Genomic DNA, 22,601 nt, shown 5'->3' on the forward strand with positions numbered 1-22,601 from the left:
ATCGGCCTATTTGATCGGCAGGGCCGTCCGGATGTGCAGTTCCTTCAGCTGACGCTCCTGCGCCTCCGCCGGGGCGCTCATCAACAGATCCTGCCCTTGCTGGTTCAGCGGGAAGGCGATGACCTCGCGGATCGCGACCTGGTTGGCCAGCAGCATGACGATCCGGTCGATGCCGGGGGCCAGACCGCCGTGCGGCGGCGCGCCGTAGCGGAAGGCGTTCAGCATGCCCCCGAACTGGTCCTCGACCACCGAGGCGTCATAGCCGGCGATCTCGAAGGCCTTGAGCATGATCTCGGCCTTGTGGTTCCGGATCGCGCCCGAGCACAGCTCATAGCCGTTGCAGACGATGTCGTACTGATAGGCGAGGATATCCAGCGGATTCTTCGTCTCCAGCGCCTCCATCTCGCCCTGCGGCATGGAGAAGGGGTTGTGGCTGAAATCGACCTTCTTCTCCTCGTCCGACCATTCGAACATCGGGAAGTCGACGATCCAGCAGAATTTGAAGCAGTCGTCGGCGATCAGACCCAGATCCTGACCCAGCTTGATCCGCGCATTGCCCGCGAACTTGTAGAAGACCGACGGGTCGCCGGCGGCGAAGAAGGCGGCGTCGCCCTGACCCATGCCCAGCGCGGTCATCAGGCCCTCCGTCGCCTCGGCGCCGAGGTTCTTGGCGATGGGGCCGCCCCAGCCGCCCTGATCGTCGGACCAGAAGATATAGCCGAGGCCCGGCTGGCCCTCGCCCTGGGCCCAGCTGTTCATCCGGTCGCAGAAGGCGCGGCTTCCGCCCTTGGGCGCCGGAATGCCCCAGACCGCATTTTTCGCGTCGCCGGCCAGAATCTTGTTGAACAGGCCGAACCCGCCGTCCCGGAAATGTTCTGAGACGTCCTGCATCTCGATCGGATTGCGCAGATCCGGCTTGTCCGAGCCGTATTTGGCGATGCTCTCACGATAGGGGATGCGCACGAAGGGATAGGCGTCGACCGTCTTGCCGTCGGCAAACTCCTCGAATACCCCGTGCATGACAGGTTCGATCGCCGCAAAAACATCCTCTTGCGTGACGAAGCTCATCTCGACGTCGAGCTGGTAGAACTCCAGCGACCGGTCGGCGCGCAGGTCCTCGTCGCGGAAACAGGGGGCGATCTGGAAATAGCGATCGAAGCCCGAGACCATCAGCAGCTGTTTGAACTGCTGCGGCGCCTGCGGCAGGGCATAGAACTTGCCCGGATGCAAACGCGACGGCACCAGGAAGTCGCGCGCGCCCTCGGGGCTGGAGGCGGTCAGGATCGGGGTCTGATATTCGAGGAAGCCCTGATCGACCATCCGGCGACGGATCGAATGGATCACCTTCGAGCGCAGGACGATATTCCTGTGCAGGGTCTCGCGACGCAGGTCGAGATAGCGGTGTTTGAGACGCAGCTCCTCCGGGTACTCCGGCTCGCCAAACACGGGAAGCGGCAGTTCGGCGGCCTCGGACAGGATCTCGACGGTCTGGACCCGCACCTCGACCTCGCCGGTCGGCAGGTTGGCGTTCACGGTCGCGCCTTCGCGGGCCACGACCTCGCCGTCGATCTTGATGACGCTCTCGGCCCGTACCCGCTCGACGGCGGCAAAGCCCGGCGTCTCCGGATGGAAGACCAGCTGGGTCAGGCCATAGTGGTCCCGCAGGTCGATGAACAGAAGGCCGCCGTGGTCGCGCTTCCTGTGCACCCATCCGGACAGGCGCACAGTCGATCCGGCGTCCGTCAAACGGAGGGCGCCGCAGGTGTGGGAGCGATAGGCGTGCATATGCGGTTCGTCTGAAAATCGGCTGCAAAACAGCGGGAATTGGAAGCGGCGGAAGGGCGCATCATCGCCTCCGAAAGTCAAGGTCGGGCCGTGCGCCGACGCCTTGCCCGCATCGGGCCGAATCCGCATATCAACGGGTGCCCAGCCGTCGCGCGAGTTCGCCATGTTTGTCGTTACCCTTACCTATACCGCCCCCATCGAGCAGATCGAGGCCAGGCGGGCCGAGCATCGCGCCTGGCTGGATCCCCATGTCGCCTCGGGTCTGTTGCTGGTGACCGGGCCGATGGTGCCGCGCACCGGCGGCGTCCTGATCGCTTCGGGCAAGGTCACCCGCGAGGAGCTGGCCGATCTGCTCAAACAGGACCCGTTCCACATCCACGCCATCGCCGAGCACGCCATCATCGAGTTCGAGGCCAACAAGCTGAACCCCGCCCTCACGGGTCTGGTCTAGGGGCCGGCGATGCAGGCGATCCACAGGACGCCGCGCTTGTCCCCGCTGTCCCGGACAGCATTAACCGCGCTCTCCGACAGGACTGCTAGGGTCGCCCCATGTTGGTGCGACACGCCATGACCGATCAGCTGCGATTGCCGCTCCAGACCGAAGCCGCCGTGCTGGCGAGTGACTTCGTGCGCTCGGACTGCAATGCGGCGGCCTTCCGCGAGCTGGAGCGCTGGCCCGACGGCGCCGGCCGGGTCATGGCCATCTGCGGCCCTGCCGGATGCGGCAAGAGCCGTCTGGCCGCCATCTGGGCGGAGCGGGTAGGCGCCATCGGCCTGAACGGCGCCGAGGCGGCCCTGATGGACCCTCTGGAGCTTGAGGGTCGTCCGGTCTTGCTGGACATCGCCCAGGACGCCGACGACGAGACCCTGTTCCACCTCATCAACCTTGCGCACCACGACGGCGGCGCTTTGCTGATGGTGTCGCGGCCCTCGCCGCGTCTGTGGGAGGTGGCCCTGCCCGACCTGAGGTCTCGCCTCGACGCCGTGCGGGTCGTGGCGATGGAGGCTCCCGATGACATCGTGCTCGCCGCCATCCTGCGGGCGCGGTTCGTCGAACGCAGCATCACTCCGGGCGACGAGGTGATCGACTATCTGGTCCGCCGGATCGATCGCTCTGCTGCGGCGGCAGCCGATGTCGTGGAGCGGCTGGACGCCCAGCACAGGCCGGTCACCCGCGCCCTGGCGCGTCAGGTTCTGGACGCGACGACCGAACCGTCCGACTGATCGCCGCGTCACAGTCCGGACGCCTCGCCGGGGTTGCGACTGTCGCAATACCACGCCACAACCGGCCCATGAGCGATGCGGCTGTCAAGGACACCACCACCGGCGAGGAGGTCCCCTCCTCGCGCGCGCCCCAGATGGCGCTGGATGAGGCGCTGATGGCCTCACCCGCCCGTTTCTTCAACCGCGAGATCAGCTGGCTGAAGTTCAACGCCCGCGTGCTGGAGGAGGCCGCCAACCCGATCCACCCCCTGCTGGAGCGGCTGCGGTTTCTCTCCATCTCGGCCAACAATCTGGACGAGTTCTTCATGACCCGCGTGGCCGGGTTGAAGGGTCAGGTGCGCGAGCGGGTCCGGGTCCTGTCGGCCGATGGGCTGACGCCCGCCGAACAGCTCGAGAAAATCAATGTCGAGGCCGGCGAACTGATGGCCGAACAGCAGGCGCGCTGGGCCCAGTTGCGGGTCGAGCTGAACGCCGCCGGCATCGAGGTCATCCATTCGGCCAAGATCACCCAGACCGAGAAGGACCGGCTTGAGCCCGAGTTCCTGAACCAGCTGTTCGCGGTCCTGACGCCCCTGGCCATCGACCCGGCCCATCCGTTCCCCTTCCTGCCCAACCTCGGCTTCTCCCTGGCGCTGAAACTGCGGCGGCTGAGCGACAACCGGACCCTCTATGCCCTGGTGCCCGTGCCGACCCAGGTGCGGCGCTTCTGGGAACTGCCCAAGGACGGGCGTTCGGCAAAGGACCGTCGCCGGTTCGTCACGCTGGAAGCCCTGCTTCTGCTGTTCATCGATCACCTCTTCCCCGGCTGCGAGGTACTGGAAAAGGGCCTGCTTCGCCTGATCCGCGACAGCGACATAGAGATCGAGGAAGAGGCCGAGGATCTGGTTCTGGAATATGAGGAGGCGCTGAAACAGCGTCGCCTCGGCGAGGTGGTGCGCATCAAGATCGAGGCCGCCATGCCCGACGATCTGCGCGACTTCATCGTCGGAGAGCTGGAAGCGGCGCCCCAGGACGTGGTTGTGGTCAACGGCATGCTGGGTCTCGCCCAGCTGTCCGAGCTGATCCCGGCCGGCCACCCCGACCTGAAATTCCCGGGCTATGAGCCCCGCTACCCGGAGCGTGTCCGCGACCAGGGCGGCGACGTCTTCGCCGCCGTGCGCGAAAAGGACATCCTGATCCACCACCCGTTCGAGAGCTTCGATGTGGTGGTGCAGTTTCTGCGTCAGGCAGCCCGCGATCCCAACGTCATCGCCATCAAACAGACCCTGTACCGCACCTCCAAGGACAGCCCCATCGTGGCCGCCCTGATCGAGGCGGCCGAGAACGGCAAGAATGTCACCGCCCTCGTCGAACTGAAGGCCCGGTTCGACGAGGAGGCCAATCTGCGCTGGGCCCGGGCCATGGAGCGGGCCGGCGTCCACGTCGTCTTCGGCTTCGTCGAGTACAAGACCCACGCCAAGCTCAGCGTCGTCGTGCGGCGTGAGGGCGACGGGCTCAAGACCTACTGCCACTTCGGCACCGGCAACTACCACCCGGTGACCGCCAAGGTTTACACCGACCTGTCCCTGTTCAGCTCGGACCCGGCCCTCGGCCGCGACGCCAGCCGGGTGTTCAACTACATCACCGGCTACGCCACGCCCGGAAAGCTGGAATCGCTTGTCGTGTCGCCGCTGAACATGAAGTCGACCCTGATCGAACTGATCGGCAAGGAGATGACGGCGGCGTCCCAGGGCAAGCCGGCCGCCATCTGGGTCAAGCTCAACTCCCTCGTCGATCCCGAGATCATCGACGCCCTATACCGGGCCAGCCAGTGGGGCGTCCGCATCGAACTGGTGGTGCGCGGCATCTGTTGCCTGCGGCCGGGCGTGCCGGGCCTGTCGGAGAACATCCGGGTCAAGTCCATCGTCGGCCGCTTCCTTGAGCACAGCCGGATCATCTGTTTCGCCAACGGCAAGGATCTGCCGCACGACAAGGCGACGGTCTTCATCTCCTCAGCCGACTGGATGACGCGCAATCTGGAGCGACGGGTCGAGGTGATGGCCCCGATCCGCAACGCCACCGTCCACGATCAGGTGCTGGACCAGATCATGGTCGCCAACCTCAAGGACGACGCCCAGAGCTGGGTGCTGAACGCCGACGGCGACTATACGCGGGTTACGCCGGTCGATCCCGCCCGCCCCTTCTCGGCCCACCAGTATTTCATGACCAACCCCAGTCTGTCGGGTCGTGGTCGAAAGGTGAAGACGCGGCCCGAGGCCCTGCGCTATGTCCGGTCGGGCAAATAGGCCGGAATCGACTCAGGGCGCCTCCCGGTTCCCGGGGTTCAGATTCCGTCCCTGGAAGCAGGCTGGAGCCGGACCGCATGAAGATCATGGCGTGAAAGACCTGCTCGGCGCGCCCACCGAGGCGGCGGTCATCGACATCGGCTCGAACTCGGTCCGTCTGGTCCTGTACCGGCTGGATGGACGGGCCATCTGGACTGTATTCAATGAAAAGGTTCTGGCCGGGCTGGGCCGCGACCTGCCCACGACCGGACGGCTGTCCGCCAGCGGCGTGGAGACGGCGATGGCGGCCCTGCGACGGTTCGCCGCCGTCCTGGAAGGCGTCCGCCCCGCCTATGCCTTTGTCGCCGCCACCGCCGCCGTGCGCGAGGCCGTAGACGGTGCCGATTTCTGCAGCCGGGTCGCCGCCGAGACCGGCCTTCAGGTCCGGGTGCTGTCCGGCGAGGAAGAGGCCAAATACGCGGCGCTGGGAGTCCTGGCCGGCGATCCCTCGGCCCGGGGGGTGGCGGCCGACATGGGCGGGTCCAGTCTGGAGCTCGTCCGAATCGGCGAGGGTCGGCTGAAGACCGGGATAACCCTGCCGCTGGGGCCCTTCAGCCTGGCCGACGCCGGGGGCTTCGATGCGGCTCGCCTCAAGAGCCGGATCTCCGCCGTTCTGAAGCCGGCGGCCGGTCGCTTCTCCAGCGACGCCCTGCATGCCGTGGGAGGCGGCTGGCGGGCCCTGGCGCAGGTTCATATGGCGCAGACCGACTATCCCCTGCGTATCGTGCATCAGTATGCGATGAGCGCGTCCGACGCCCGCGATCTGGCGCGGCTTGTCTCGCATCAGTCCAGCGCCTCGCTGGACCGGCTGCCGGGGGTGTCGAAAAGGCGCGCCGAGACCCTGCCCTATGCGGCGCTCGTGCTGGAGGGGCTGATCGACCGACTGGGCTTGAAAACCATCCAGTTCTCGGCCTGGGGCCTGCGCGAGGGGCTTCTGTTCGAGGCGCTGGACGCCGCCGGCCCCATGGAAGACCCCCTGCTGGCCGGGGCCACGGCCCTCGGCGTACGCCAGGGCGTGTCGCCGCACCTGCCGGCCGCCCTGAATGCCTGGCTTGGCAACGTCATCGACGCCCTGCCTCCGGCCTTCGGCCCCGAACGCGATCCGGTGCTCGCCGCCGCCGCGTGTCGGCTGGCGGACCTCGGCGCGCGACTGCATCCGGATCATCGGCTCGAACTGGTCTATGATCAGGTGCTGCGCGCGCCCATCGCCGGCCAGACCCATGCCGAACGCGCCTTCCTCGGCGCCGCGATGAACGCCCGCTATGGCGGCGGCAGCGCCACGCCCCAGCCGAAGGTCATCGACCGGTTGCTGGACGAGGCCGCCCGTACCCGCGCCCGCGCCCTAGGTCTGGCTATCCGCCTCGGGTGCGACCTGTCCGGCCGCTCGCCGCAGTTGCTGGCCAATGCCGCCGTGCAGATCCGGGGCGGCGCCCTGCGTCTCACCGCCTCTGACGGCTATGCCGACGTCCTGCTCGGCGAACAGACCCGTCGGCGCGCCAGGGCCCTGGCCGAGGCCATGGGGCTGAAGCTGGACATTCAGGGGTAGGCGCCGATCCTCTCGCGTCATGGAGGCGAGGAAGGCACAGTCAGGACGGCCGACGCCCACCCGGTCGCCGACGGGCGACATCAACGTATGGCGAATTCCCGCCTTGCTCGTATATTCCCGTGCTGAATGGAGCGGTTTGATGGAAGTCCAGGAAGTCGTTCGGCTTGCGAAACAATATCTGGCGGATGTGTTTCAGGACGAGAGCCCGAGGAACATTGGTCTGGAAGAGATCGAGTTCGACGAACGCGAAAACGAGTGGGACGTCACCATCGGATTTTCTCGTCCGTGGGATTCTCGGGGGAACTCGGTAGCCGCTGCGCTGGGCGCGCAGCCGCCCAGCAATCGCTCCTACAAGGTCGTTAGAATCAGTAACGATGACGGGAGGATGGTCGCGATCAGGCTGCGCCCCGGTCTGGAGCTCGGTTGAGCCAGACGCCGGAAGTTCTTCTGGACACCAATCTCGCCGTCCTCCTGATCGTCGGAGCCACGGACCGGAAACTGATTCGCGACCATCGACGACTGAAGGCCTACGACGAGCGGGACTACGACATTCTGGACGACTGTATCGGCAGGGACGCCTCAATCGTCTGGTGCCCGAACGTCCTGACGGAAACCTCCAACCTTCTCGGTCGCAGCGGGCCGTCCCAGTACGCGATCAACCTTACATTCTGCGCTCTGGTCAGAGCTTGGAAGGAGGCCCACGTGGCCAGCTCCGTGGCGGTTGATCAAGCCGAGTTCGTGCGTCTGGGATTGACCGATGCCGTTCTTCTCAGCCTCGCAAGCACGGGCGCGACACTGCTTACCGCTGACCTGGGTCTCCATTTGGCTGCACGAGCGGCGAACTTCTCAAGCATCAACTTCAATGAGCTGCGCGACAGCCGGCCAGATTTCAACTGAGTGGAATCTACCCCTCGATCTCGACCACCTCGACCCGCGCCCCGCTCAGGACCAGGGCGATCTCCCCGCGTTTCAGCTTCAGGGCGTCCTCGCCGAACAGCTGGCGACGCCAGCCCTTCATGGCGTCGATGTCGGCATTGTCGTTCAGGGCGATCTTCTCAAGATCCGCCACCGTGGCGATCAGCTTGGAGGCCACGCCCGCATTGTCGCTCTTGGCCTTGAGCAGCACCTTCAGCAGCTCGACCACCGACGGCGGCGCCGGCTGGTTGTGGGCCGGGCGATCCATCTTGGGCGCATGGGCCTCGGGGTCGGCAAGGACGCGCTTGAGCTCCTCGATCAGCTCCAGCCCCAGTCGCGAACCGCCGAAGCCCTTGGGCACAGCGCGCAGACGGTTGAAGGCGTCCACGTCGACCGGACCCTGGGCCGCGATCTCGTCGATGGCGTCGTCCTTGAGGATACGCCCGCGCGGCTGGTCGCGCTCCTGGGCCGCGCGCTCGCGCCACACGGCCGTGGCGCGGAAAGCGGCGAGATATTTGGCGGAGTATTTCTTGGGCTTCAGCCGCTTCCAGGCGTTCTCCGGCGTGGTGTCGTAGAGGGCGGGATCGACCAGATCCTCCATCTCGGACATCACCCACTCCAGCCGGTTTTCCTTGGCCAGCCGATCCCGCAGTTTCGGATAGAGGGCCGCCAGGTGGGTCACGTCGCCGATGGCATAGGTCAGCTGGGCATCGGACAACGGCCGGCGCGACCAGTCGGTGAACCGGCTGCCCTTGTCCAGATCGACCTTCAGCATCTGCCGCACGAGGGAGTCATAGCTGACCTGATCCCCGAACCCGGCGGCCATGGCGGCCACCTGGGTGTCGAACATCGGTTTGGGCATGGCGCCCAGTTTGACGAAGATCTCCGTGTCCTGACGCGCGGCGTGGAATACCTTGATCACGGCCGGATCGCGCAGGATGTCGAGGAAGGGCTCCAGATCCAGCCCTTCGGCCAGGGGATCGATGATGGCCTCATCCGTCGGCGTCGCCGCCTGGATCAGGCATAGCTTCGGCCAGTAGGTGGTCTCGCGCATGAACTCGGTGTCTACCGCGATAAAGGGCGCAGCGGCGACACGGGCGCAGAAATCGATGAGGGCGTCATTGGTGGTGATCGTCGGCATTCGGATGCTATAGCCCCGCGCGACCGGTTTGTGGCAAGAGCCGCAACACATTTCCGCTTTGATTCAATTCTCATTCCCAGGTCCGTGACCCATGAGCGACAGCCCCGAGCTTCGGAACGGCCTTACCTATGCCGATGCAGGCGTGGACATCGACGCCGGCGAACAACTTGTGGACGCCATCAAGCCTCTGGCGAAATCGACGGCCCGTCCGGGATCGACCCCGTCGCTCGGCGGATTCGGCGCCCTGTTCGACCTGAAGGCGGCGGGTTTCGTCGATCCCCTGATCGTCGCCACCACCGATGGCGTTGGCACCAAGCTGAAGATCGCCATCGAGACCGGACGCCATGACGGCGTCGGCATCGACCTGGTCGCCATGTGCGTCAACGACCTGCTGGCCCAGGGCGCCGAGCCCCTGCTGTTCCTCGACTACTACGCCACCGGCAAGCTGGAGATCGACGCCGCCCGTCGCGTGGTTGCCGGCATCGCCGAAGGCTGCCGTCAGGCCGGCTGCGCCCTCGTCGGCGGAGAGACGGCCGAGATGCCCGGCATGTATTCGGGCGGCGACTATGATCTGGCCGGTTTCTCGCTGGGCGCCGTCGAGCGGGGCCACGCCCTCCCGTATCTGGATCGCCAGTTCGCCGGCGACCTGATCATCGGCCTCGGCTCGTCCGGGCCCCATTCCAACGGCTATTCGCTGATCCGCAAGGTGGTCGAGAAGTCCGGCCTGTCGTGGGGCGACGACGCGCCCTTCGCGAAGGACCGGTCCCTCGCCCAGGCCCTGATGGAGCCGACGCGCATCTATATCAAACCGGTCCTGCCGTTGATGAAGGCCGGCCTGGTCAAGGGCGCCGCCCACATCACCGGCGGCGGCCTTATCGAGAACCCGCCCCGCTGCATCGCCGAGGGTCTGGAAGCCGCGTTCGACTGGGACGCCTGGCCGATGCCGCACGTGTTCCAGTGGCTGGGCGAGGTCGGCGGGATCTCCGACCACGAACTGCGCCGCACCTTCAACTGCGGCGTCGGCTTCATCCTGATCGTCAGCCCGGAGAACGCCGAGGAGGTGCTGGCGGGCCTGCTGGAAGCGGGCGAGACGGCGTTTGTGTGCGGGCAGTTGGTGGGGGTTTAGGGTCGCTCACCCGATCCAGCCGCATTCGTCCAATTGCTCACACGGCGTCTTGGCCTGATATCCGAAATTCGATCGCTGGAGCACGGCGCTGTAACAGAGCGAGCACCGTTCCGATCTGCTCAAAACTAAGAGAGGCGGGCTTCTTCGGCGCTAACACGATGATATCGCCGTCTTGGACCAACAGCAGATCACCTGCACCGCATCCACACGCGACTTCGACGCGTCGGGCGAAGTCACCCAGCGCTTCGCGAACCTGATCGAAACGTGGAAAATCAGTCAGGCCCTCAGCCGCCAGCCTGTCCTCCATGTCCTGTTCAGAATCGCGCCGAAGCTCGAGCATTCTTGGAGAGTTCGAGACAATGTGCTCGAACCGGCCGTTCAGGTCCTGGGTCTCGAACTCGAATCTGCTCGGAAACGTCAGATAGAGTTCGGCAAGTCGTTCGAGGTTCTCGTCAGAAAATTGAACGCCTGCGAAGGTAAAAACATCCTCTTGGCAGAGGTCGTCCCATTCCATCCGGACACGGTCGGTCGAGACCCCGCACCGGCCGAACGCCTCAGCGAGCCTTCCCGTGGGACGAGTTTGCGCCGCCACCCCCTACCGCGCCCCGCCGTTGGCCGTCTGCTCGTAGAACCCCTTCAGGTCGGCGTGGAGCTCCTCCAGCGCCTCGCGGCTCGTGTACATCATGTGGCCGCCGTCATAGTAGGTGAAGGCGACATTACCCCTCACCTCCGGCTCCAGCATCATCTGGGCCATGTCGAACTCGGTCGAGAAGAAGGGGGTGGCGGCGTCGTAGTAGCCGTTCAGGGCCAGCACCTTCAGATACGGATTGCGCCGCATCGCCGTGGCCAGGTCGATGGCCGTGTTCGGCGTGGTCTGCGGCCCGCCCACCGGCGGACGGTGGCTCCAGTTCCAGTTGAAGCCCGGCAGGCCGCGCGCCGACATGCGGTATTCGACGTCCGTCCTGTAGTTCAGCGTATTGGCGACATAGTCGCGGAAGACCCCGAAGTAGGCGCCGGTAATGGCGCTGGACGACGGATCCTCCTCCGGCTCGCCGCCTGCTGCGTCGATGTCCATGCCGAGATAGCGCATGTCCAGTCGGCCGATGGTGCGGCGACGGTCACGCAGCAGTTCCTTGCGGAAGCCGCTCAGTTCGACCCGCAGATTGGCCTGGTCGATATATTCGGGCGACAGACCGATCAGCTCGCTCATCTGGCGGGCGATCGAGGCCCGCTCGGCGTCGGAGATCATCGAGCCTTTCGCAAGCGCGGACGCATAGGGACCCAGGGCGAACTCGCGGGCGCGCTGAACGTGGGTCTCCACGTCCGCCGGGCGGTTCGGAACCTTGTTGTGATACCAGGCCGTGGCCGCGAAGGTCGGGAACAGGCCGATGTAGTTCGACGCATAGCCCGGCTGGCGCACGCCATAGTTCATGATCGACGACAGCAGGACCACGCCGTTCAACGCCATCCCCTGGTTCTCGAGGTTGTAGGCCACCGCCCCCGCCCGCAGCGTGCCGTAGCTCTCGCCAATGATGTATTTCGGGCTGGTCCAGCGGCTGTATTTCGTCGTGTAGCGCATGATGGCGCGGGTGAAGGCGTCGGCGTCCTGATCCACGCCCCAGAAGGCGGAACCCGGCGTTTCGCCCAGAGGCCGGGAATAGCCGGCGCCCACCATGTCGATGAAAACCAGATCCGTCTGGTCCAGCAGGGTCATGTCATTGGGACCGAAGCGGAAGGGCGCCGGCCGCTCGACCACCGGCTCATCGGTCAGGATCCGCACCGGGCCGAATGAGCCCATATGCAGCCAGATGGTCGGCGAGCCCGGCCCGCCATTGTACAGATAGGTCACCGGACGCGTCCCGACCGGCTGGCCGTCCAGCGTATAGGCGGTGAAGAACAGGCTGGCCGTCGGCATGCCCGCGTCGTCGCGAATGGTCAGTGTGCCCGCCGTGGCGGTGTAGCGCAGGGTCTGGCCGTGGGCGGTCACAGACCCCTTGGTCACCACCTCGGCCTCCGCCACGGGGGCCCGGGCCCAGTCGGCCTCGATGGCCTGGGCGTTGGCGTTCCTGAATCGGTCGGGGGCCGACTGCATCGGGCCGGGCGCCTGGGCCAGAGCCGGCGTGGAGGCCACAGCCACAGCCAGTGTGACGCAGGCGAGCTTGAGCAGACGCTTCATTCGATGAAATCCCCCGGAGACAGGCGCGGACGCTACGACCCGGGCAGGCGGGCGATCAAGCCGGAAAACGCCGGACGGTCCTGATCCGTGGGCTTGCCAATCGCCGCGCGCGCCGCCAAGCCTGCGCCGCCCTTTTCCACCGAGTCCGATGTCCGCCTCCTTGTCTTCACCGACCCGCCGCCGCGTCGCCGTCCTGATCTCCGGAGCGGGATCGAACATGTCGGCTCTGATCGCGGCCTCGCAGGCGCCCGGGGCGGCGTTCGAGATCGTGCGGGTCCTGTCCAATCGTCCTGATGCCGGCGGCCTGAGGACAGCACAGGCCGCCGGCGTAGCGGCGGTCGCGGTGGATCACCGCCCGTTCGGCAAGGAGCGCGAGGCCCATGAGCGCGCGGTGGACGCCGAACTGGTGCGGGCGGGCGTCGAGGTCGTGGCCCTCGCCGGCTATATGCGGCTGCTGACGCCCTGGCTGGTCGGGCGGTGGGCCGGACGGATGCTGAACATCCACCCCAGCCTCCTGCCCCTCTATCCGGGGCTGGACACCCATGCGCGCGCTCTCGCCTCGGGAGACGCCGAGGCCGGCTGCACGGTTCATCTGGTCACGGAAGGCGTGGACGAAGGCCCCGTGCTCGGTCAGGCGCGTGTGCCGGTCCTGACCGGCGACACGGCCGAGACCCTCGCCGCCCGGGTTCTGGCCGCCGAACACCGCCTCTATCCCGACGCGCTCTCTGCCTTCTGCCGGGAAATGGCCTAACCCACCCGGTCGCGCCGCGACTCCGCCAGCGCCACCGCCCCCGTCAGCGCCGCCAGCACCAGAACTGCGGGCCACAGGGCCAGGACTCCCATCTGCACAAAGGTCACCGCCCCCAGCGCCCCGCCGGTCGCCAGCCCCGCCCACAGGCCGAAGAACGGAAGCCAGTCCCAGCGCGGGCCGCCGTGCAGGGCGGAGGCGATCCTCTGACCCATCCGGACCAGGGTGCCCGTCATATAGGTCAGGCCCACCCCGACATCGCCTTCCTTCTGGAAGATGGCGTTCTCGACCCCCAGGGCCAGAACCACGGCGACCATGCCGGGGCCGGCAAGGCCGGCTGTACACAAACCGGCGCCGGCCAGCAAAAGCAGCAGTTGCACCGCCATGACGGGCGCGCGCCGCCCCTCGCCCGCGCGCCGCGCCACGGTTCCGCCGATCACCACCCCGACCACGAACAGGGCGATGAGGCCGGCGGCCGTGACCGCCTCATGCCAGGCGCCCGTCGCCAGACCGACGCCCAGCCGGGTGGTGTTGCCGCTCATGAAGGACACGAAAAACCCGCCGAGGGTCATGAAGCCGACGGCATCGGCATAGCCCGCAAGCGCCGACAGGGCGGCGGCCAGCAGAACCCCGCGGTGGCCGTAGGTGCGGATCATCACGTATCCCGGAATTGAAAACGGCCGGATCATCGCTCATCCGGCCGTCATCACGAAGTCTTTTGAGGCGATCAGCCGACGATCTGGTCGTCCGTGAAGAACTGGGCGATCTCGATGGCGGCATTCTCAAGGCTGTCCGAACCGTGGACCGAGTTCTCGCCGATCGACAGGGCGAACAGTTTGCGCAGGGTGCCCTCGGCGGCCTGTTCCGGGTTGGTGGCGCCCATGACTTCCCGATAGGCGGCCACGGCGTTCGGCCCTTCCAGCACCTGGACGACGACCGGCTCGGCGGTCATCTGCTCGACCAGTTCGCCATAGAAGGGGCGTTCGGCGTGGACTTCGTAGAACTTTTTGGCTTGTTCGGTCGTCAGTTTGACGCGGCGCTGGGCGACGATGCGCAGGCCGGCGCCCTCGATCACGGCGTTGACGGCGCCGGTCAGGTTGCGGCGGGTCGCATCGGGCTTGATGATCGAGAAGGTGCGTTCGGTCATGAGGGTGACTTCTTGTTTGGGAGTTTGAAGGTGGGGGCTTATAGACGCGCCCTCCCTAGTTTCCAACTATCTCTCTTTTGTGTCCCTGCCGGAAGCGCCATGTCGCTTCATGGCTTGAGGGGCGAACCCGGGTTTTCGATTCCCCATGCTCCAGATCACCGACCTGACCTTCAACGCCTGGGGCCGCAAATTCCTCGTGGACGCCTCTGTCAGCCTGCCGCCCGGCGCCAAGGTCGGGCTGGTGGGCCGCAACGGCATCGGCAAGTCGACCCTGTTCAAACTGATCCTGGGGGAACTTCACGCCGGCGGCGACGAGATCAGCCTGCCGAAAACCGCCCGCATTGGCTCGGTCGATCAGGAACATCCGGCCACCCCGGTCAGCGTCATCGACACCATTCTGGAAGCCGACGTCGAACGCCACACCCTGCTGGGCCGGCTGGAAACCGCCGAGCCCGAGGAGATGGGCGAGATCTGGGCCCGGCTGATCGAGATCGACGCCGACGCCGCCCCGGCCCGCGCCTCTGAAATCCTCGTCGGTCTCGGCTTCGACCAGGAGAACCAGCAGCGACCGATGTCCGAATTCTCGGGCGGCTGGCGGATGCGCGTCGCCCTGGCCGCCGCCCTGTTCGCCGAGCCGGACATGCTGCTGCTCGACGAACCGACCAACTATCTCGACCTTGAGGGCGCCCTGTGGCTCGAGGCGCGGCTGAAGAAATATCCGCACACGGCCCTGATCATCTCCCACGACCGCGAGATGCTGAACGAGGTCTGCACCCACATCCTGCACCTCGCGAACCGGACGCTGGAGCTCTACACCGGCAACTACGACCAGTTCGAACAGGCCCGCGCCGAAAAGGCCCGGCTGCAGATGTCGGCCAAGGCCAAACAGGACGCCGAACGCGCCCACCTCCAGGCCTTCGTCGACCGTTTCAAGGCCAAGGCCTCCAAGGCCGCCCAGGCCCAGTCGCGCATGAAGCGGCTGGCCAAGATGCAGCCGGTGGCCACCACCATCGAGGAGCGGGTCGCGCCGTTCGTCCTGCCGTCGCCGCCCCGCCCCCTGGCCCCGCCCCTGATCCGGCTGGAACGGGCCAACGTCGGCTATGAGCCGGGCAAGCCCATCCTGCGCAATCTGAACCTGCGCATGGATCTGGACGACAGGATCGGCCTGCTGGGCGTCAACGGCGCCGGCAAGTCGACCTTCGCCAAGATGATCGCCGGGGCCCTGAAGGTGTCCGACGGCGAGTTGCATCGCGACAGGAAGATGCGGGTGGGCTGGTTCCACCAGCACCAGATCGAGGCCATGGACCCGACCGACACGCCGCTGGAGATCATTCGCCGCGCCATGCCGGACGCCGCCGAAAGCGCCCGCCGCTCGAAACTGGCCCAGTTCGGCCTGGGCTATGAAAAGCAGGAGACCACGGTCGACAGCCTGTCGGGCGGCGAACGCGCCCGCCTGCTGCTGAACATGGTGGCGATGGACGCGCCCCACGTCCTGATCCTCGACGAACCGACCAACCACCTGGACATCGACAGCCGCCGCGCCCTGCTGGATGCGCTGAACGACTACAACGGCGCCGTCATCCTGATCACCCACGACCGGTCGCTGATGGAGATGGTCGCCGACCGGCTGTGGCTGGCCTCCGACGGCACGGTCAAGCCCTGGGACGGCGACATGGACGACTATGCGAAGTTCGTCCTCGACCGGGCGAAGGCTGCGGCCGTCAAGCCGAGCCAGATCCGGAAGGAAGAGGCCGCAGCGGCTGTGGTGACTCCGCAGGACAACCGGAACCGCAAGAATGACAAGAAATCCGGCCCTTCGCCCTCCACACTGCGTCATGCAGTAAAGAAGGCCGAGGAGCGGATGGCCCAGCTGACCGCCGAGATCGCCCGCATCGACGACGACATGGCCAATGCCGCCATCTCCAATCCCAAGGCGCTGGAAGGCCTGACCCGGGCGCGCGCAAAGACCCAGTCCGATCTCGACGCCGCAGAACAGACCTGGGTCGCGGCCGAGGAGGCCCTGGCCGAGGTCAGCTGACATGAAACCGATCGAATTCTCCAGGCCGGAAATGGCCGACATGGTGCGCCGGCTGCAGGGCTGGTTCGCGGACGAACTGGATCAGGAGCTCGGCGTCCTGCCGGCCGAAATGCTGATCGCCTTCATCGCCCGCGACGTCGGCCCGGCCTTCTACAATCGCGGACTCTACGACGCCCAGACCCTGATCGCCGCCAGGGCAGAGGAGACGGTCGAGGCCATCTTTGGGCTGGAACAGAAGCCGGGCGGCCGCTGAACGCCCCACCCCCTCTGCCCTTGACGCTGGGGGTGGCGTGGTCGAGGCTCGGGGGACCGACCCTGTCCCCGTGTGAGCGCCGTCCATGAACCGTCCCCTGCTGTCCGCCAGCCTGTGCGTGATCTCACTGGCGCTCGCAGCGCCGGTCATGGCCCAGACGCCGGTGTTGACCGAGGCGACACAGGCTCCGCTCGCCCTTCCGCGCGCCCAGCCGCCGATCCCGGCCCCGACGCAGGCGGCATACCCCGGCGTGATCCTCTATCAGGCCGACATAACCGATCTGGACCGCCGAATCGTCCAGGTGCGCCAGACCATTCCGGTCTCCGGTCCCGGCCCTTTGACCCTGCTCTATCCGAAATATCTGCCCGGGAACCACGCCGACACAGGCCCGATCCAGCTGGTCGCAGGCCTGACGGTCACCGCCAGCGGCCAGCGGCTCGAATGGCTGCGCGACACGCTTGATCCCCACGCCTTCCATCTCGACATCCCGGCGGGGGTCACCGGGATCGAGGTGGCTTTCCAGTGGCTGACCCAGCCGGACAATGCCGTCTGGCGCGTGACCATGACCCCGTCGATCGTCAACCTGCAGTGGGAAAAGGCCATCCTTTATCCGGCCGGCTACGCCTCGACCGGCATCACCGTGGCCCCGTCGGTGAAGATGCCGGCGGGCTGGAACTACGGCGTGGCCCTGGACACCGAGAGCTTCGTGGACGGCCTCGCCGTCTTCAAGCCGGTGGATCTCTACACCCTGGTCGACAGCCCGATGTTCGCCGGCGCCCACTATCGGCGCATCGACATCGACCGGGCCCGGGGCGACGTCCACCTGAACATCGTGGCCGACGAGGCCAGGAACATCGCCCCGACCGAGGCCCAGCTGGACCTGTTCCGCAATCTGGTCGAACAGGCCGACCGCCTGTACGGCGCGCGCCATTTCGACCGCTATGAATTCCTCTTCGCCCTGACCGGTCAGCTGGGCGGCATCGGACTGGAGCACCACCGCTCGTCCGAGAACACCGGGGCGCCCGACTTCTTCACCGCCTGGGACAAGAGCGCGGGCGACCGGTCCCTTCTGCCACATGAATACACCCACTCGTGGAATGGCAAGCACATGCGGCCGGCCGACGAGCTGACCGCCAACTACAACGTTCCGACCCAGAACACCCTGCTATGGGTCTATGAGGGCCAGACCGAATACTGGGGCGAGGTCCTGTCCGCCCGCGCCGGCCTGCATTCGAAGGACGAGGCCCTGATCGGCCTGGCCTCTGTCGCCGCCTTCTATGAGAACCAGGCCGGGCGCGGCTGGCGCGCGCTTCAGGACACCAACAACCACAATCTGCTCGGCTACCGCGTGCCCGGCCAGTGGCCGTCGTGGATGCGCGGCACAGGCGACTACTACCGCGAGGCCCTGCTGATCTGGCTCGACGCCGACACCCTGATCCGCGAGGCCACCGGCGACCGCAAATCCCTCGACGACTTCGCCAGGGGCTTTTTCGGCCGCCATGACGGCGTGATCGCACCGGAAGGCTATCGTTTCGAGGATGTGGTCGCGGCCCTGAACGCCGTCCACCCCCACGACTGGGCCGGCTTCCTGCGCACCCGGCTGGACGCCGTCGGCCCGGAGGCCTCGGCCCCGCTCAAGGGTCTGGAACGCGGCGGCTGGCGCCTGACCTATGTCGACAGCCTGACCGCCACGGAAAAGAAGGTCCAGTCCGGCTGGGCGACGGACTTCCAGTATTCCCTCGGCTTCTCCCTGTCGGGACCGGCCAACCGGATTGGCGCGATCGCCTGGAACGGTCCCGCCTTCAGGGCGGGCATCGGCGCCGGCTGGGATCTGGTCGCGGTCAATGAGACCGCCGCCACGCCTGAAATTCTGCGCGACGCCGTCACGGCGGCCAAGGGAACCTCGACGCCCATCGCCCTGCTGATCAGGAACGGAAGCCGCTATCGCACCGTCACGCTCAACTACCACGACGGCCTGCGCTATCCGCGGCTGGAGCGGATTGAGGGGATGCGGGACCGGCTGGGCGACATTTTCGCCGCCCGGACGCGCTGATTCCTGGCCGTATCCCCGGCTTGACCCGGGGATGACGACCGAAAGTCGGCACAGCAAAACGGCCCCCGGATCGCTCCGGGGGCCGTTCTGTCTTTTCCGTATCGATCACGCGCTCAAGCAGCGAGGCTCCGCGAGCCGAGCGTCAGCGCGCTTCGAGTGTCTGTTACTCGATGATCTTGGCGACGACGCCGGCGCCGACGGTGCGGCCGCCTTCACGGATGGCGAAGCGCAGCTTCTCTTCCATGGCGATCGGGGTGATCAGTTCGACGTTCAGCTCGGCGTTGTCGCCGGGCATGATCATCTCGACGCCTTCCTTCAGGTGCACGATGCCGGTCACGTCCGTGGTGCGGAAGTAGAACTGCGGGCGGTAGTTGGTGAAGAACGGCGTGTGACGGCCGCCCTCTTCCTTGGTCAGGATATAGGCCTCGGCGAGGAACTTGGTGTGCGGGGTGATGGAGCCCGGCTTGCACAGGACCTGACCGCGCTCGACGTCTTCACGCTTGGTGCCGCGCAGCAGCACGCCGACGTTGTCGCCCGCCTGGCCCTGGTCCAGCAGCTTGCGGAACATTTCCACGCCCGTGCAGGTCGTCTTCTGGACCGGACGGATGCCGACGATCTCGACTTCCTCACCGACCTTGACGATGCCGCGCTCGACGCGACCCGTGACCACGGTGCCGCGGCCCGAGATCGAGAAGACGTCTTCCACCGGCATCAGGAACGGCAGGTCGACCGGACGCTCCGGCTGCGGGATGTAGGCGTCGACGGTTTCCATCAGCTTGAGAACCTGGTTCTCGCCGATTTCCGGGTTCACGCCGTCCGTGGCGGCCTTGGCCGAGCCGGCGGTGATCGGAATGTCGTCGCCCGGGAACTGGTACGAGCTCAGCAGCTCGCGGATTTCCATTTCCACCAGTTCCAGCAGCTCGGCGTCGTCGACCAGGTCGACCTTGTTCATGAACACCACCAGGGCCGGCACGCCGACCTGACGGGCCAGCAGGATGTGCTCGCGGGTCTGCGGCATCGGGCCGTCGGCGGCCGACACCACCAGGATCGCGCCGTCCATCTGCGCCGCGCCGGTGATCATGTTCTTCACATAGTCGGCGTGGCCGGGGCAGTCGACGTGGGCGTAGTGACGGTTGGCCGTCTCATATTCCACGTGGGCCGTGTTGATCGTGATGCCGCGCGCCTTCTCTTCCGGGGCCGCGTCGATGTCCGCATAGGCCATCGCCTTGGCGCCGCCGGCCTTGGCCAGCGTCATCGTGATCGCCGCCGTCAGCGTCGTCTTGCCGTGGTCAACGTGACCAATCGTGCCGATGTTGCAATGCGGCTTGGTGCGTTCGAACTTTTCCTTGGCCATGGCCAAACTCCTGATGGCCCGGGTTGAGGGGCGCTATTTTGCAATCAAAAACCTGGAGCGGGTAGACGGGATCGAACCGACATCCTCAGCTTGGAAGGCTGCTGCACTACCATTGTGCTATACCCGCGCGAAGAATGCGGTCGCCCGCGCCGTCCGAAAACGCCACAGGCCCCGCACCCGGTTCCGCCTCGTCGCCCTGTTGTTTCTTCACGGACCGAAACGCGTGGTGGGGGAAGCAGGACTCGAACCTGCGAAGCTTACGCAGGGGATTTACAGTCCCCCCCCTTTGCCGCTCGGGACATTCCCCCAGCGCGTTTCGACCCGATTGGAAACAAAAGCTTCGGTATCCGGTCACGCCTGCGTTAGAGGGAGCGCCAGACCCGAAAGCCCTTGGGGCTCCAAATCGGAGGGCGTCTTATAGTGTCGTCGAAATCAGAACGCAACGACCGCAAAGGCGGGAAAAAAACACCCGCCACGGGCGGCCGGAAACCCTTGCCCGGCAAGGGTCCCGAGGCCTCCAGGACCCCGTCTGGAACCACGCGGCCGAGGCCTGACCGGGCGCCGGACCGGGTCCTGGAGCGCGGGACGGAACGCGGCTGGTCGCCTGCAGGCGAATCTCCGGCGAGAGGCGGCCAGGGTCACAGCGCCTCCCGCAGCCGCAGCGGTCCGGACGGCGACAACTTTGTCTGGGGCCGCCACCCGGTCCTCGCCGCACTGGCCAATCCGGCGCGGCGCGGCATGGGCCGGCTGCTGGTCACGGAGGATCGCGCGGCCGAGTTGCAACGCGACAACCTCACCCACGGCCATGCCGTCGAGGTCATGGACGTCCAGCTGCTGGCCCGCATGCTTCCGGCCGGGGCCGTGCACCAGGGCATGGTCTTCAAGGTGCAGCCGCTGGAGGGCGTGGCGCTGGAGGAGATCGCCGAACCGGCCTCGGGCGTCATCGTTATGCTGGACCAGCTGACCGACCCCCAGAACGTGGGCGCCATCTTCCGCTCGGCCCTGGCCTTCGGCGCGAAAGGAATCGTGGTTCAGGATCGCCACTCGCCCGCCCTCGCCGGCGCCCTGGCCAAGGCCTCGGCCGGCGCCACCGAGCAGTTGCCGTGCGCCCGGGTCACCAATCTGAGCCGCGCGCTGGAGACACTGGCCGACCTCGGCTGGCGCGCCGTCGGTCTGGACGGGGCCTCCGACCAGACGCTGGACGAGGCGCTGGACGCCCGGCCGACCGTTCTGGTGATGGGCTCCGAAGGCGACGGCATCCGCCGCCTTGTGGCCGAGCACTGCGACGCCCTGGCCCGGATCCCCATGCCGGGCGGATTCGAGAGCCTGAACGTCTCGAACGCGGCGGCGGTGGCGCTTTATGAGGCGATGCGCAAACAGGCGGGCTGACAGCGACAATCCGTCCCGCTAGGAAGCCGGAATGGACTTCTTCACCGACCCCCATTTCCTCAGCCAGCTGACCGCCCTCGGTCAGGTGATGATGATCGACCTCGTTCTGGCCGGCGACAACGCCGTGGCCGTCGGCCTGGCCGCCGCCGCCCTGCCGCAGGAGCAGCGGCGCAAGGCCATTCTGGTCGGGTTGATCGCCGCCGTGGTGCTGCGAATCGGCTTCGCCCTGATCACCGTCCAGCTTCTGGCCATCGTCGGCCTGTTGCTGGCCGGCGGCGTCCTGCTGCTCTGGGTCTGCTGGAAGATGTGGCGCGAGCTGCGTGAACAGGCGACCCACGATCAGGCCGAGGCCCAGCACGAACTCGAACTGGCCGCCTCTATCGAACATGGCACCGGACCCAGCCCCGAGGAACTGGGACTGAAGCGCAAGACCTTCGGCGCCGCCCTGCTGCAGATCATGATCGCCGACGTCACCATGTCGCTGGACAATGTGCTGGCCGTCGCCGGCGCCGCCCACGCCCACCCGTGGATCATGGTCTTCGGCCTGATCCTGTCCATCGGCCTGATGGGCGTGGCCGCCACCTATATCGCCAAGCTGCTGAGCCGCTATCGCTGGATCGGCTATCTGGGTCTGGTCATCGTCCTGTACGTCGCCCTGCACATGATCTGGGACGGCGCGCGCTCTGTGGTCGTCCGCACGGACCGCACCGAGGCCTTCAACCGCTCGGCGCCCGCCTTCCTCGACATCACGCCGGAAGACCAGGCCAAATACCTGAAGGGCGTCCGCACGGAGCCAACCGACGGCGTCCCGGCGACCGGCCTGCCGGCAAGGGGCTCCGCCCTGCCCCCGCCGGCGGAGACCACGCCCTCCGCCTCAACGACCGGGGGCGAATGACCATGGCCGCCCGCGAGGTTCTTTTCGGCAGCGCCGCAGCCCTGATGGTCCTGACGGCCGGATTCGATCCCGCGCCGGCCGCCGCCCAGACTCCGGGGGCCGTATCCTCCGCCGCACGAGATGTCGGAACGGCCGATCCACTGCGCCCGGTACTGCTCAACGGCCTTCGTCCGGCCATTGTCGCCGACCTGGGCCAGTCGGTGAAATTCGTGGTCGCCACACTGCGCGTCCAGGGCGACTGGGCCTTTGTCGTCGCGCGGCCGCAGCAGGCTGACGGACGGGAGATCGACTTCCGCCGCACCCGCTACCGCCAGCAGATCGATCAGGGGCTGTTCGACGGCCCGACGCTGTACGCCCTGATGCAACGCCGCGACCAGCGCTGGACCGTGGTCGACTTCGTCATCGGCCCCACGGATGTCCACCATGCCGGCTGGCCGGACGAATTCGGCGCCCCGGCCGGCCTGATGGGCCTGCCCGGGCAGTAGGG

At 66.7% G+C, this 22,601-nt stretch carries 21 protein-coding genes and 2 tRNA genes; 14 read left to right on the top strand and 9 right to left on the bottom strand.

All coding sequences use genetic code 11. From position 1 onward, the window contains the following. Positions 1–6 precede the first annotated feature (6 nt). A complete protein-coding gene (gene aspS / locus ACW17W_RS10240; RefSeq protein ID WP_492076760.1) occupies positions 7–1,785 on the bottom strand; it encodes an aspartate--tRNA ligase in 1,779 nt (592 codons plus the stop codon). Between the two features lie 163 nt (positions 1,786–1,948). Here aspS and ACW17W_RS10245 point away from each other — a divergent pair, with 163 nt between their 5' ends. The 6 genes from ACW17W_RS10245 (at position 1,949) to ACW17W_RS10270 (ending at position 7,776) form a co-directional block, all read left to right on the top strand. Next, entirely contained in the window at positions 1,949–2,236 is a 288-nt protein-coding gene (locus ACW17W_RS10245; RefSeq protein ID WP_492076761.1) for a YciI family protein, read from the top strand. Between the two features lie 116 nt (positions 2,237–2,352). Then, complete coding sequence (locus tag ACW17W_RS10250) at positions 2,353–3,009, top strand: P-loop NTPase family protein (RefSeq protein WP_492076762.1); 657 nt, start codon at positions 2,353–2,355, stop codon at positions 3,007–3,009. A 68-nt stretch (positions 3,010–3,077) separates the two neighbouring features. Then, complete coding sequence (locus ACW17W_RS10255) at positions 3,078–5,294, top strand: RNA degradosome polyphosphate kinase (RefSeq protein WP_492076763.1); 2,217 nt, start codon at positions 3,078–3,080, stop codon at positions 5,292–5,294. A 91-nt stretch (positions 5,295–5,385) separates the two neighbouring features. Beyond that, complete coding sequence (locus ACW17W_RS10260) at positions 5,386–6,879, top strand: Ppx/GppA phosphatase family protein (protein WP_492076764.1); 1,494 nt, start codon at positions 5,386–5,388, stop codon at positions 6,877–6,879. Between the two features lie 139 nt (positions 6,880–7,018). Further along, positions 7,019–7,306 carry a hypothetical protein gene (locus ACW17W_RS10265; protein ID WP_492076765.1) on the top strand — a complete coding sequence of 96 codons (288 nt, stop codon included), beginning with the start codon at positions 7,019–7,021 and terminating at the stop codon, positions 7,304–7,306. Next, positions 7,303–7,776, top strand: a complete 474-nt coding sequence (locus ACW17W_RS10270) for a PIN domain-containing protein (protein ID WP_492076766.1) — start codon at positions 7,303–7,305, stop codon at positions 7,774–7,776. The genes ACW17W_RS10265 and ACW17W_RS10270 overlap by 4 nt, the downstream gene beginning before the upstream one ends. Before the next feature lie 7 nt (positions 7,777–7,783). On the opposite strand, the gene rnd is transcribed toward ACW17W_RS10270, so the two are convergent. Beyond that, complete coding sequence (rnd, locus tag ACW17W_RS10275) at positions 7,784–8,935, bottom strand: ribonuclease D (protein ID WP_492076767.1); 1,152 nt, start codon at positions 8,933–8,935, stop codon at positions 7,784–7,786. Positions 8,936–9,026: 91 nt separating this feature from the next. On the opposite strand from rnd, the gene purM reads away from it, so the two are divergent. Then, positions 9,027–10,061 (top strand): phosphoribosylformylglycinamidine cyclo-ligase, encoded by a 1,035-nt coding sequence (gene purM, locus ACW17W_RS10280; RefSeq protein WP_492076768.1) that lies wholly within the window; start codon positions 9,027–9,029, stop codon positions 10,059–10,061. Positions 10,062–10,098: 37 nt separating this feature from the next. Here purM and ACW17W_RS10285 read toward each other — a convergent pair whose 3' ends face one another. Further along, positions 10,099–10,575: a hypothetical protein gene (locus ACW17W_RS10285; RefSeq protein ID WP_492076770.1), complete on the bottom strand. Its 477-nt coding sequence runs from the start codon at positions 10,573–10,575 to the stop codon at positions 10,099–10,101. An 81-nt stretch (positions 10,576–10,656) separates the two neighbouring features. Then, the gene (locus tag ACW17W_RS10290) at positions 10,657–12,237 is read right to left on the bottom strand and encodes a S10 family peptidase (RefSeq protein ID WP_492076771.1); all 1,581 of its coding nucleotides are present in this window, start codon (positions 12,235–12,237) and stop codon (positions 10,657–10,659) included. A gap of 217 nt (positions 12,238–12,454) precedes the next feature. Here ACW17W_RS10290 and purN point away from each other — a divergent pair, with 217 nt between their 5' ends. Continuing rightward, the gene (gene purN / locus ACW17W_RS10295) at positions 12,455–12,988 is read left to right on the top strand and encodes a phosphoribosylglycinamide formyltransferase (protein ID WP_492076772.1); all 534 of its coding nucleotides are present in this window, start codon (positions 12,455–12,457) and stop codon (positions 12,986–12,988) included. Here purN and ACW17W_RS10300 read toward each other — a convergent pair. After that, positions 12,985–13,641 (bottom strand): YoaK family protein, encoded by a 657-nt coding sequence (locus ACW17W_RS10300; RefSeq protein ID WP_492076773.1) that lies wholly within the window; start codon positions 13,639–13,641, stop codon positions 12,985–12,987. The two genes, purN and ACW17W_RS10300, sit on opposite strands and share 4 nt — an antisense overlap. Before the next feature lie 71 nt (positions 13,642–13,712). Further along, positions 13,713–14,132 (bottom strand): nucleoside-diphosphate kinase, encoded by a 420-nt coding sequence (gene ndk / locus ACW17W_RS10305; RefSeq protein ID WP_492076774.1) that lies wholly within the window; start codon positions 14,130–14,132, stop codon positions 13,713–13,715. A gap of 145 nt (positions 14,133–14,277) precedes the next feature. Between ndk and ACW17W_RS10310 the strand changes: the two genes are divergently transcribed. The 3 genes from ACW17W_RS10310 to ACW17W_RS10320 all read left to right on the top strand — a co-directional run bounded on the left by ACW17W_RS10310 (position 14,278) and on the right by ACW17W_RS10320 (position 18,476). After that, on the top strand, positions 14,278–16,170 hold the full coding sequence (locus tag ACW17W_RS10310) for an ABC-F family ATP-binding cassette domain-containing protein (protein ID WP_492076775.1): 1,893 nt from the start codon (positions 14,278–14,280) through the stop codon (positions 16,168–16,170). 1 nt (position 16,171) lies between these two features. Further along, positions 16,172–16,423: a DUF2164 domain-containing protein gene (locus ACW17W_RS10315; RefSeq protein WP_492076776.1), complete on the top strand. Its 252-nt coding sequence runs from the start codon at positions 16,172–16,174 to the stop codon at positions 16,421–16,423. Positions 16,424–16,508: 85 nt separating this feature from the next. Then, a complete protein-coding gene (locus tag ACW17W_RS10320) occupies positions 16,509–18,476 on the top strand; it encodes a M61 family metallopeptidase (protein WP_492076777.1) in 1,968 nt (655 codons plus the stop codon). Between the two features lie 163 nt (positions 18,477–18,639). Here the strand turns inward: ACW17W_RS10320 and tuf are convergent, their stop codons facing one another. From tuf to ACW17W_RS10335, 3 genes are all read right to left on the bottom strand, one after another. Continuing rightward, positions 18,640–19,830, bottom strand: coding sequence for an elongation factor Tu (gene tuf, locus ACW17W_RS10325; RefSeq protein ID WP_492076778.1), 1,191 nt, complete (start codon positions 19,828–19,830; stop codon positions 18,640–18,642). A gap of 53 nt (positions 19,831–19,883) precedes the next feature. Further along, positions 19,884–19,957: transfer RNA gene (locus tag ACW17W_RS10330), tRNA-Gly, on the bottom strand. A gap of 97 nt (positions 19,958–20,054) precedes the next feature. After that, positions 20,055–20,138: transfer RNA gene (locus ACW17W_RS10335), tRNA-Tyr, on the bottom strand. A 184-nt stretch (positions 20,139–20,322) separates the two neighbouring features. Here ACW17W_RS10335 and rlmB point away from each other — a divergent pair. Genes rlmB through ACW17W_RS10350 form a run of 3 tightly spaced genes read left to right on the top strand, consistent with a single transcriptional unit; the run spans position 20,323 to position 22,599 of the window. Continuing rightward, entirely contained in the window at positions 20,323–21,219 is an 897-nt protein-coding gene (gene rlmB / locus ACW17W_RS10340) for a 23S rRNA (guanosine(2251)-2'-O)-methyltransferase RlmB (RefSeq protein ID WP_492076779.1), read from the top strand. A 31-nt stretch (positions 21,220–21,250) separates the two neighbouring features. Continuing rightward, on the top strand, positions 21,251–22,114 hold the full coding sequence (locus tag ACW17W_RS10345) for a TerC family protein (RefSeq protein ID WP_492076780.1): 864 nt from the start codon (positions 21,251–21,253) through the stop codon (positions 22,112–22,114). Next, a complete protein-coding gene (locus tag ACW17W_RS10350; RefSeq protein ID WP_492076781.1) occupies positions 22,111–22,599 on the top strand; it encodes a hypothetical protein in 489 nt (162 codons plus the stop codon). The genes ACW17W_RS10345 and ACW17W_RS10350 overlap by 4 nt, the downstream gene beginning before the upstream one ends. Positions 22,600–22,601: the final 2 nt, after the last annotated feature.

The sequence above is a fragment of the Brevundimonas sp. FV1ye29L genome, assembly GCF_058681095.1.

Coding starts and splice junctions, on each gene's coding strand:
- aspS (WP_492076760.1), bottom strand. CDS start 1,785: ATGCACGCCTATCGCTCCCACACCTGCGGCGCCCTCCGTTTGACGGAC.
- ACW17W_RS10245 (WP_492076761.1), top strand. CDS start 1,949: ATGTTTGTCGTTACCCTTACCTATACCGCCCCCATCGAGCAGATCGAG.
- ACW17W_RS10250 (WP_492076762.1), top strand. CDS start 2,353: ATGACCGATCAGCTGCGATTGCCGCTCCAGACCGAAGCCGCCGTGCTG.
- ACW17W_RS10255 (WP_492076763.1), top strand. CDS start 3,078: ATGAGCGATGCGGCTGTCAAGGACACCACCACCGGCGAGGAGGTCCCC.
- ACW17W_RS10265 (WP_492076765.1), top strand. CDS start 7,019: ATGGAAGTCCAGGAAGTCGTTCGGCTTGCGAAACAATATCTGGCGGAT.
- rnd (WP_492076767.1), bottom strand. CDS start 8,935: ATGCCGACGATCACCACCAATGACGCCCTCATCGATTTCTGCGCCCGT.
- purM (WP_492076768.1), top strand. CDS start 9,027: ATGAGCGACAGCCCCGAGCTTCGGAACGGCCTTACCTATGCCGATGCA.
- ACW17W_RS10285 (WP_492076770.1), bottom strand. CDS start 10,575: ATGGAATGGGACGACCTCTGCCAAGAGGATGTTTTTACCTTCGCAGGC.
- ACW17W_RS10290 (WP_492076771.1), bottom strand. CDS start 12,237: ATGAAGCGTCTGCTCAAGCTCGCCTGCGTCACACTGGCTGTGGCTGTG.
- purN (WP_492076772.1), top strand. CDS start 12,455: ATGTCGGCTCTGATCGCGGCCTCGCAGGCGCCCGGGGCGGCGTTCGAG.
- ACW17W_RS10300 (WP_492076773.1), bottom strand. CDS start 13,641: ATGATCCGCACCTACGGCCACCGCGGGGTTCTGCTGGCCGCCGCCCTG.
- ndk (WP_492076774.1), bottom strand. CDS start 14,132: ATGACCGAACGCACCTTCTCGATCATCAAGCCCGATGCGACCCGCCGC.
- ACW17W_RS10310 (WP_492076775.1), top strand. CDS start 14,278: ATGCTCCAGATCACCGACCTGACCTTCAACGCCTGGGGCCGCAAATTC.
- ACW17W_RS10315 (WP_492076776.1), top strand. CDS start 16,172: ATGAAACCGATCGAATTCTCCAGGCCGGAAATGGCCGACATGGTGCGC.
- ACW17W_RS10320 (WP_492076777.1), top strand. CDS start 16,509: ATGAACCGTCCCCTGCTGTCCGCCAGCCTGTGCGTGATCTCACTGGCG.
- tuf (WP_492076778.1), bottom strand. CDS start 19,830: ATGGCCAAGGAAAAGTTCGAACGCACCAAGCCGCATTGCAACATCGGC.
- ACW17W_RS10345 (WP_492076780.1), top strand. CDS start 21,251: ATGGACTTCTTCACCGACCCCCATTTCCTCAGCCAGCTGACCGCCCTC.
- ACW17W_RS10350 (WP_492076781.1), top strand. CDS start 22,111: ATGACCATGGCCGCCCGCGAGGTTCTTTTCGGCAGCGCCGCAGCCCTG.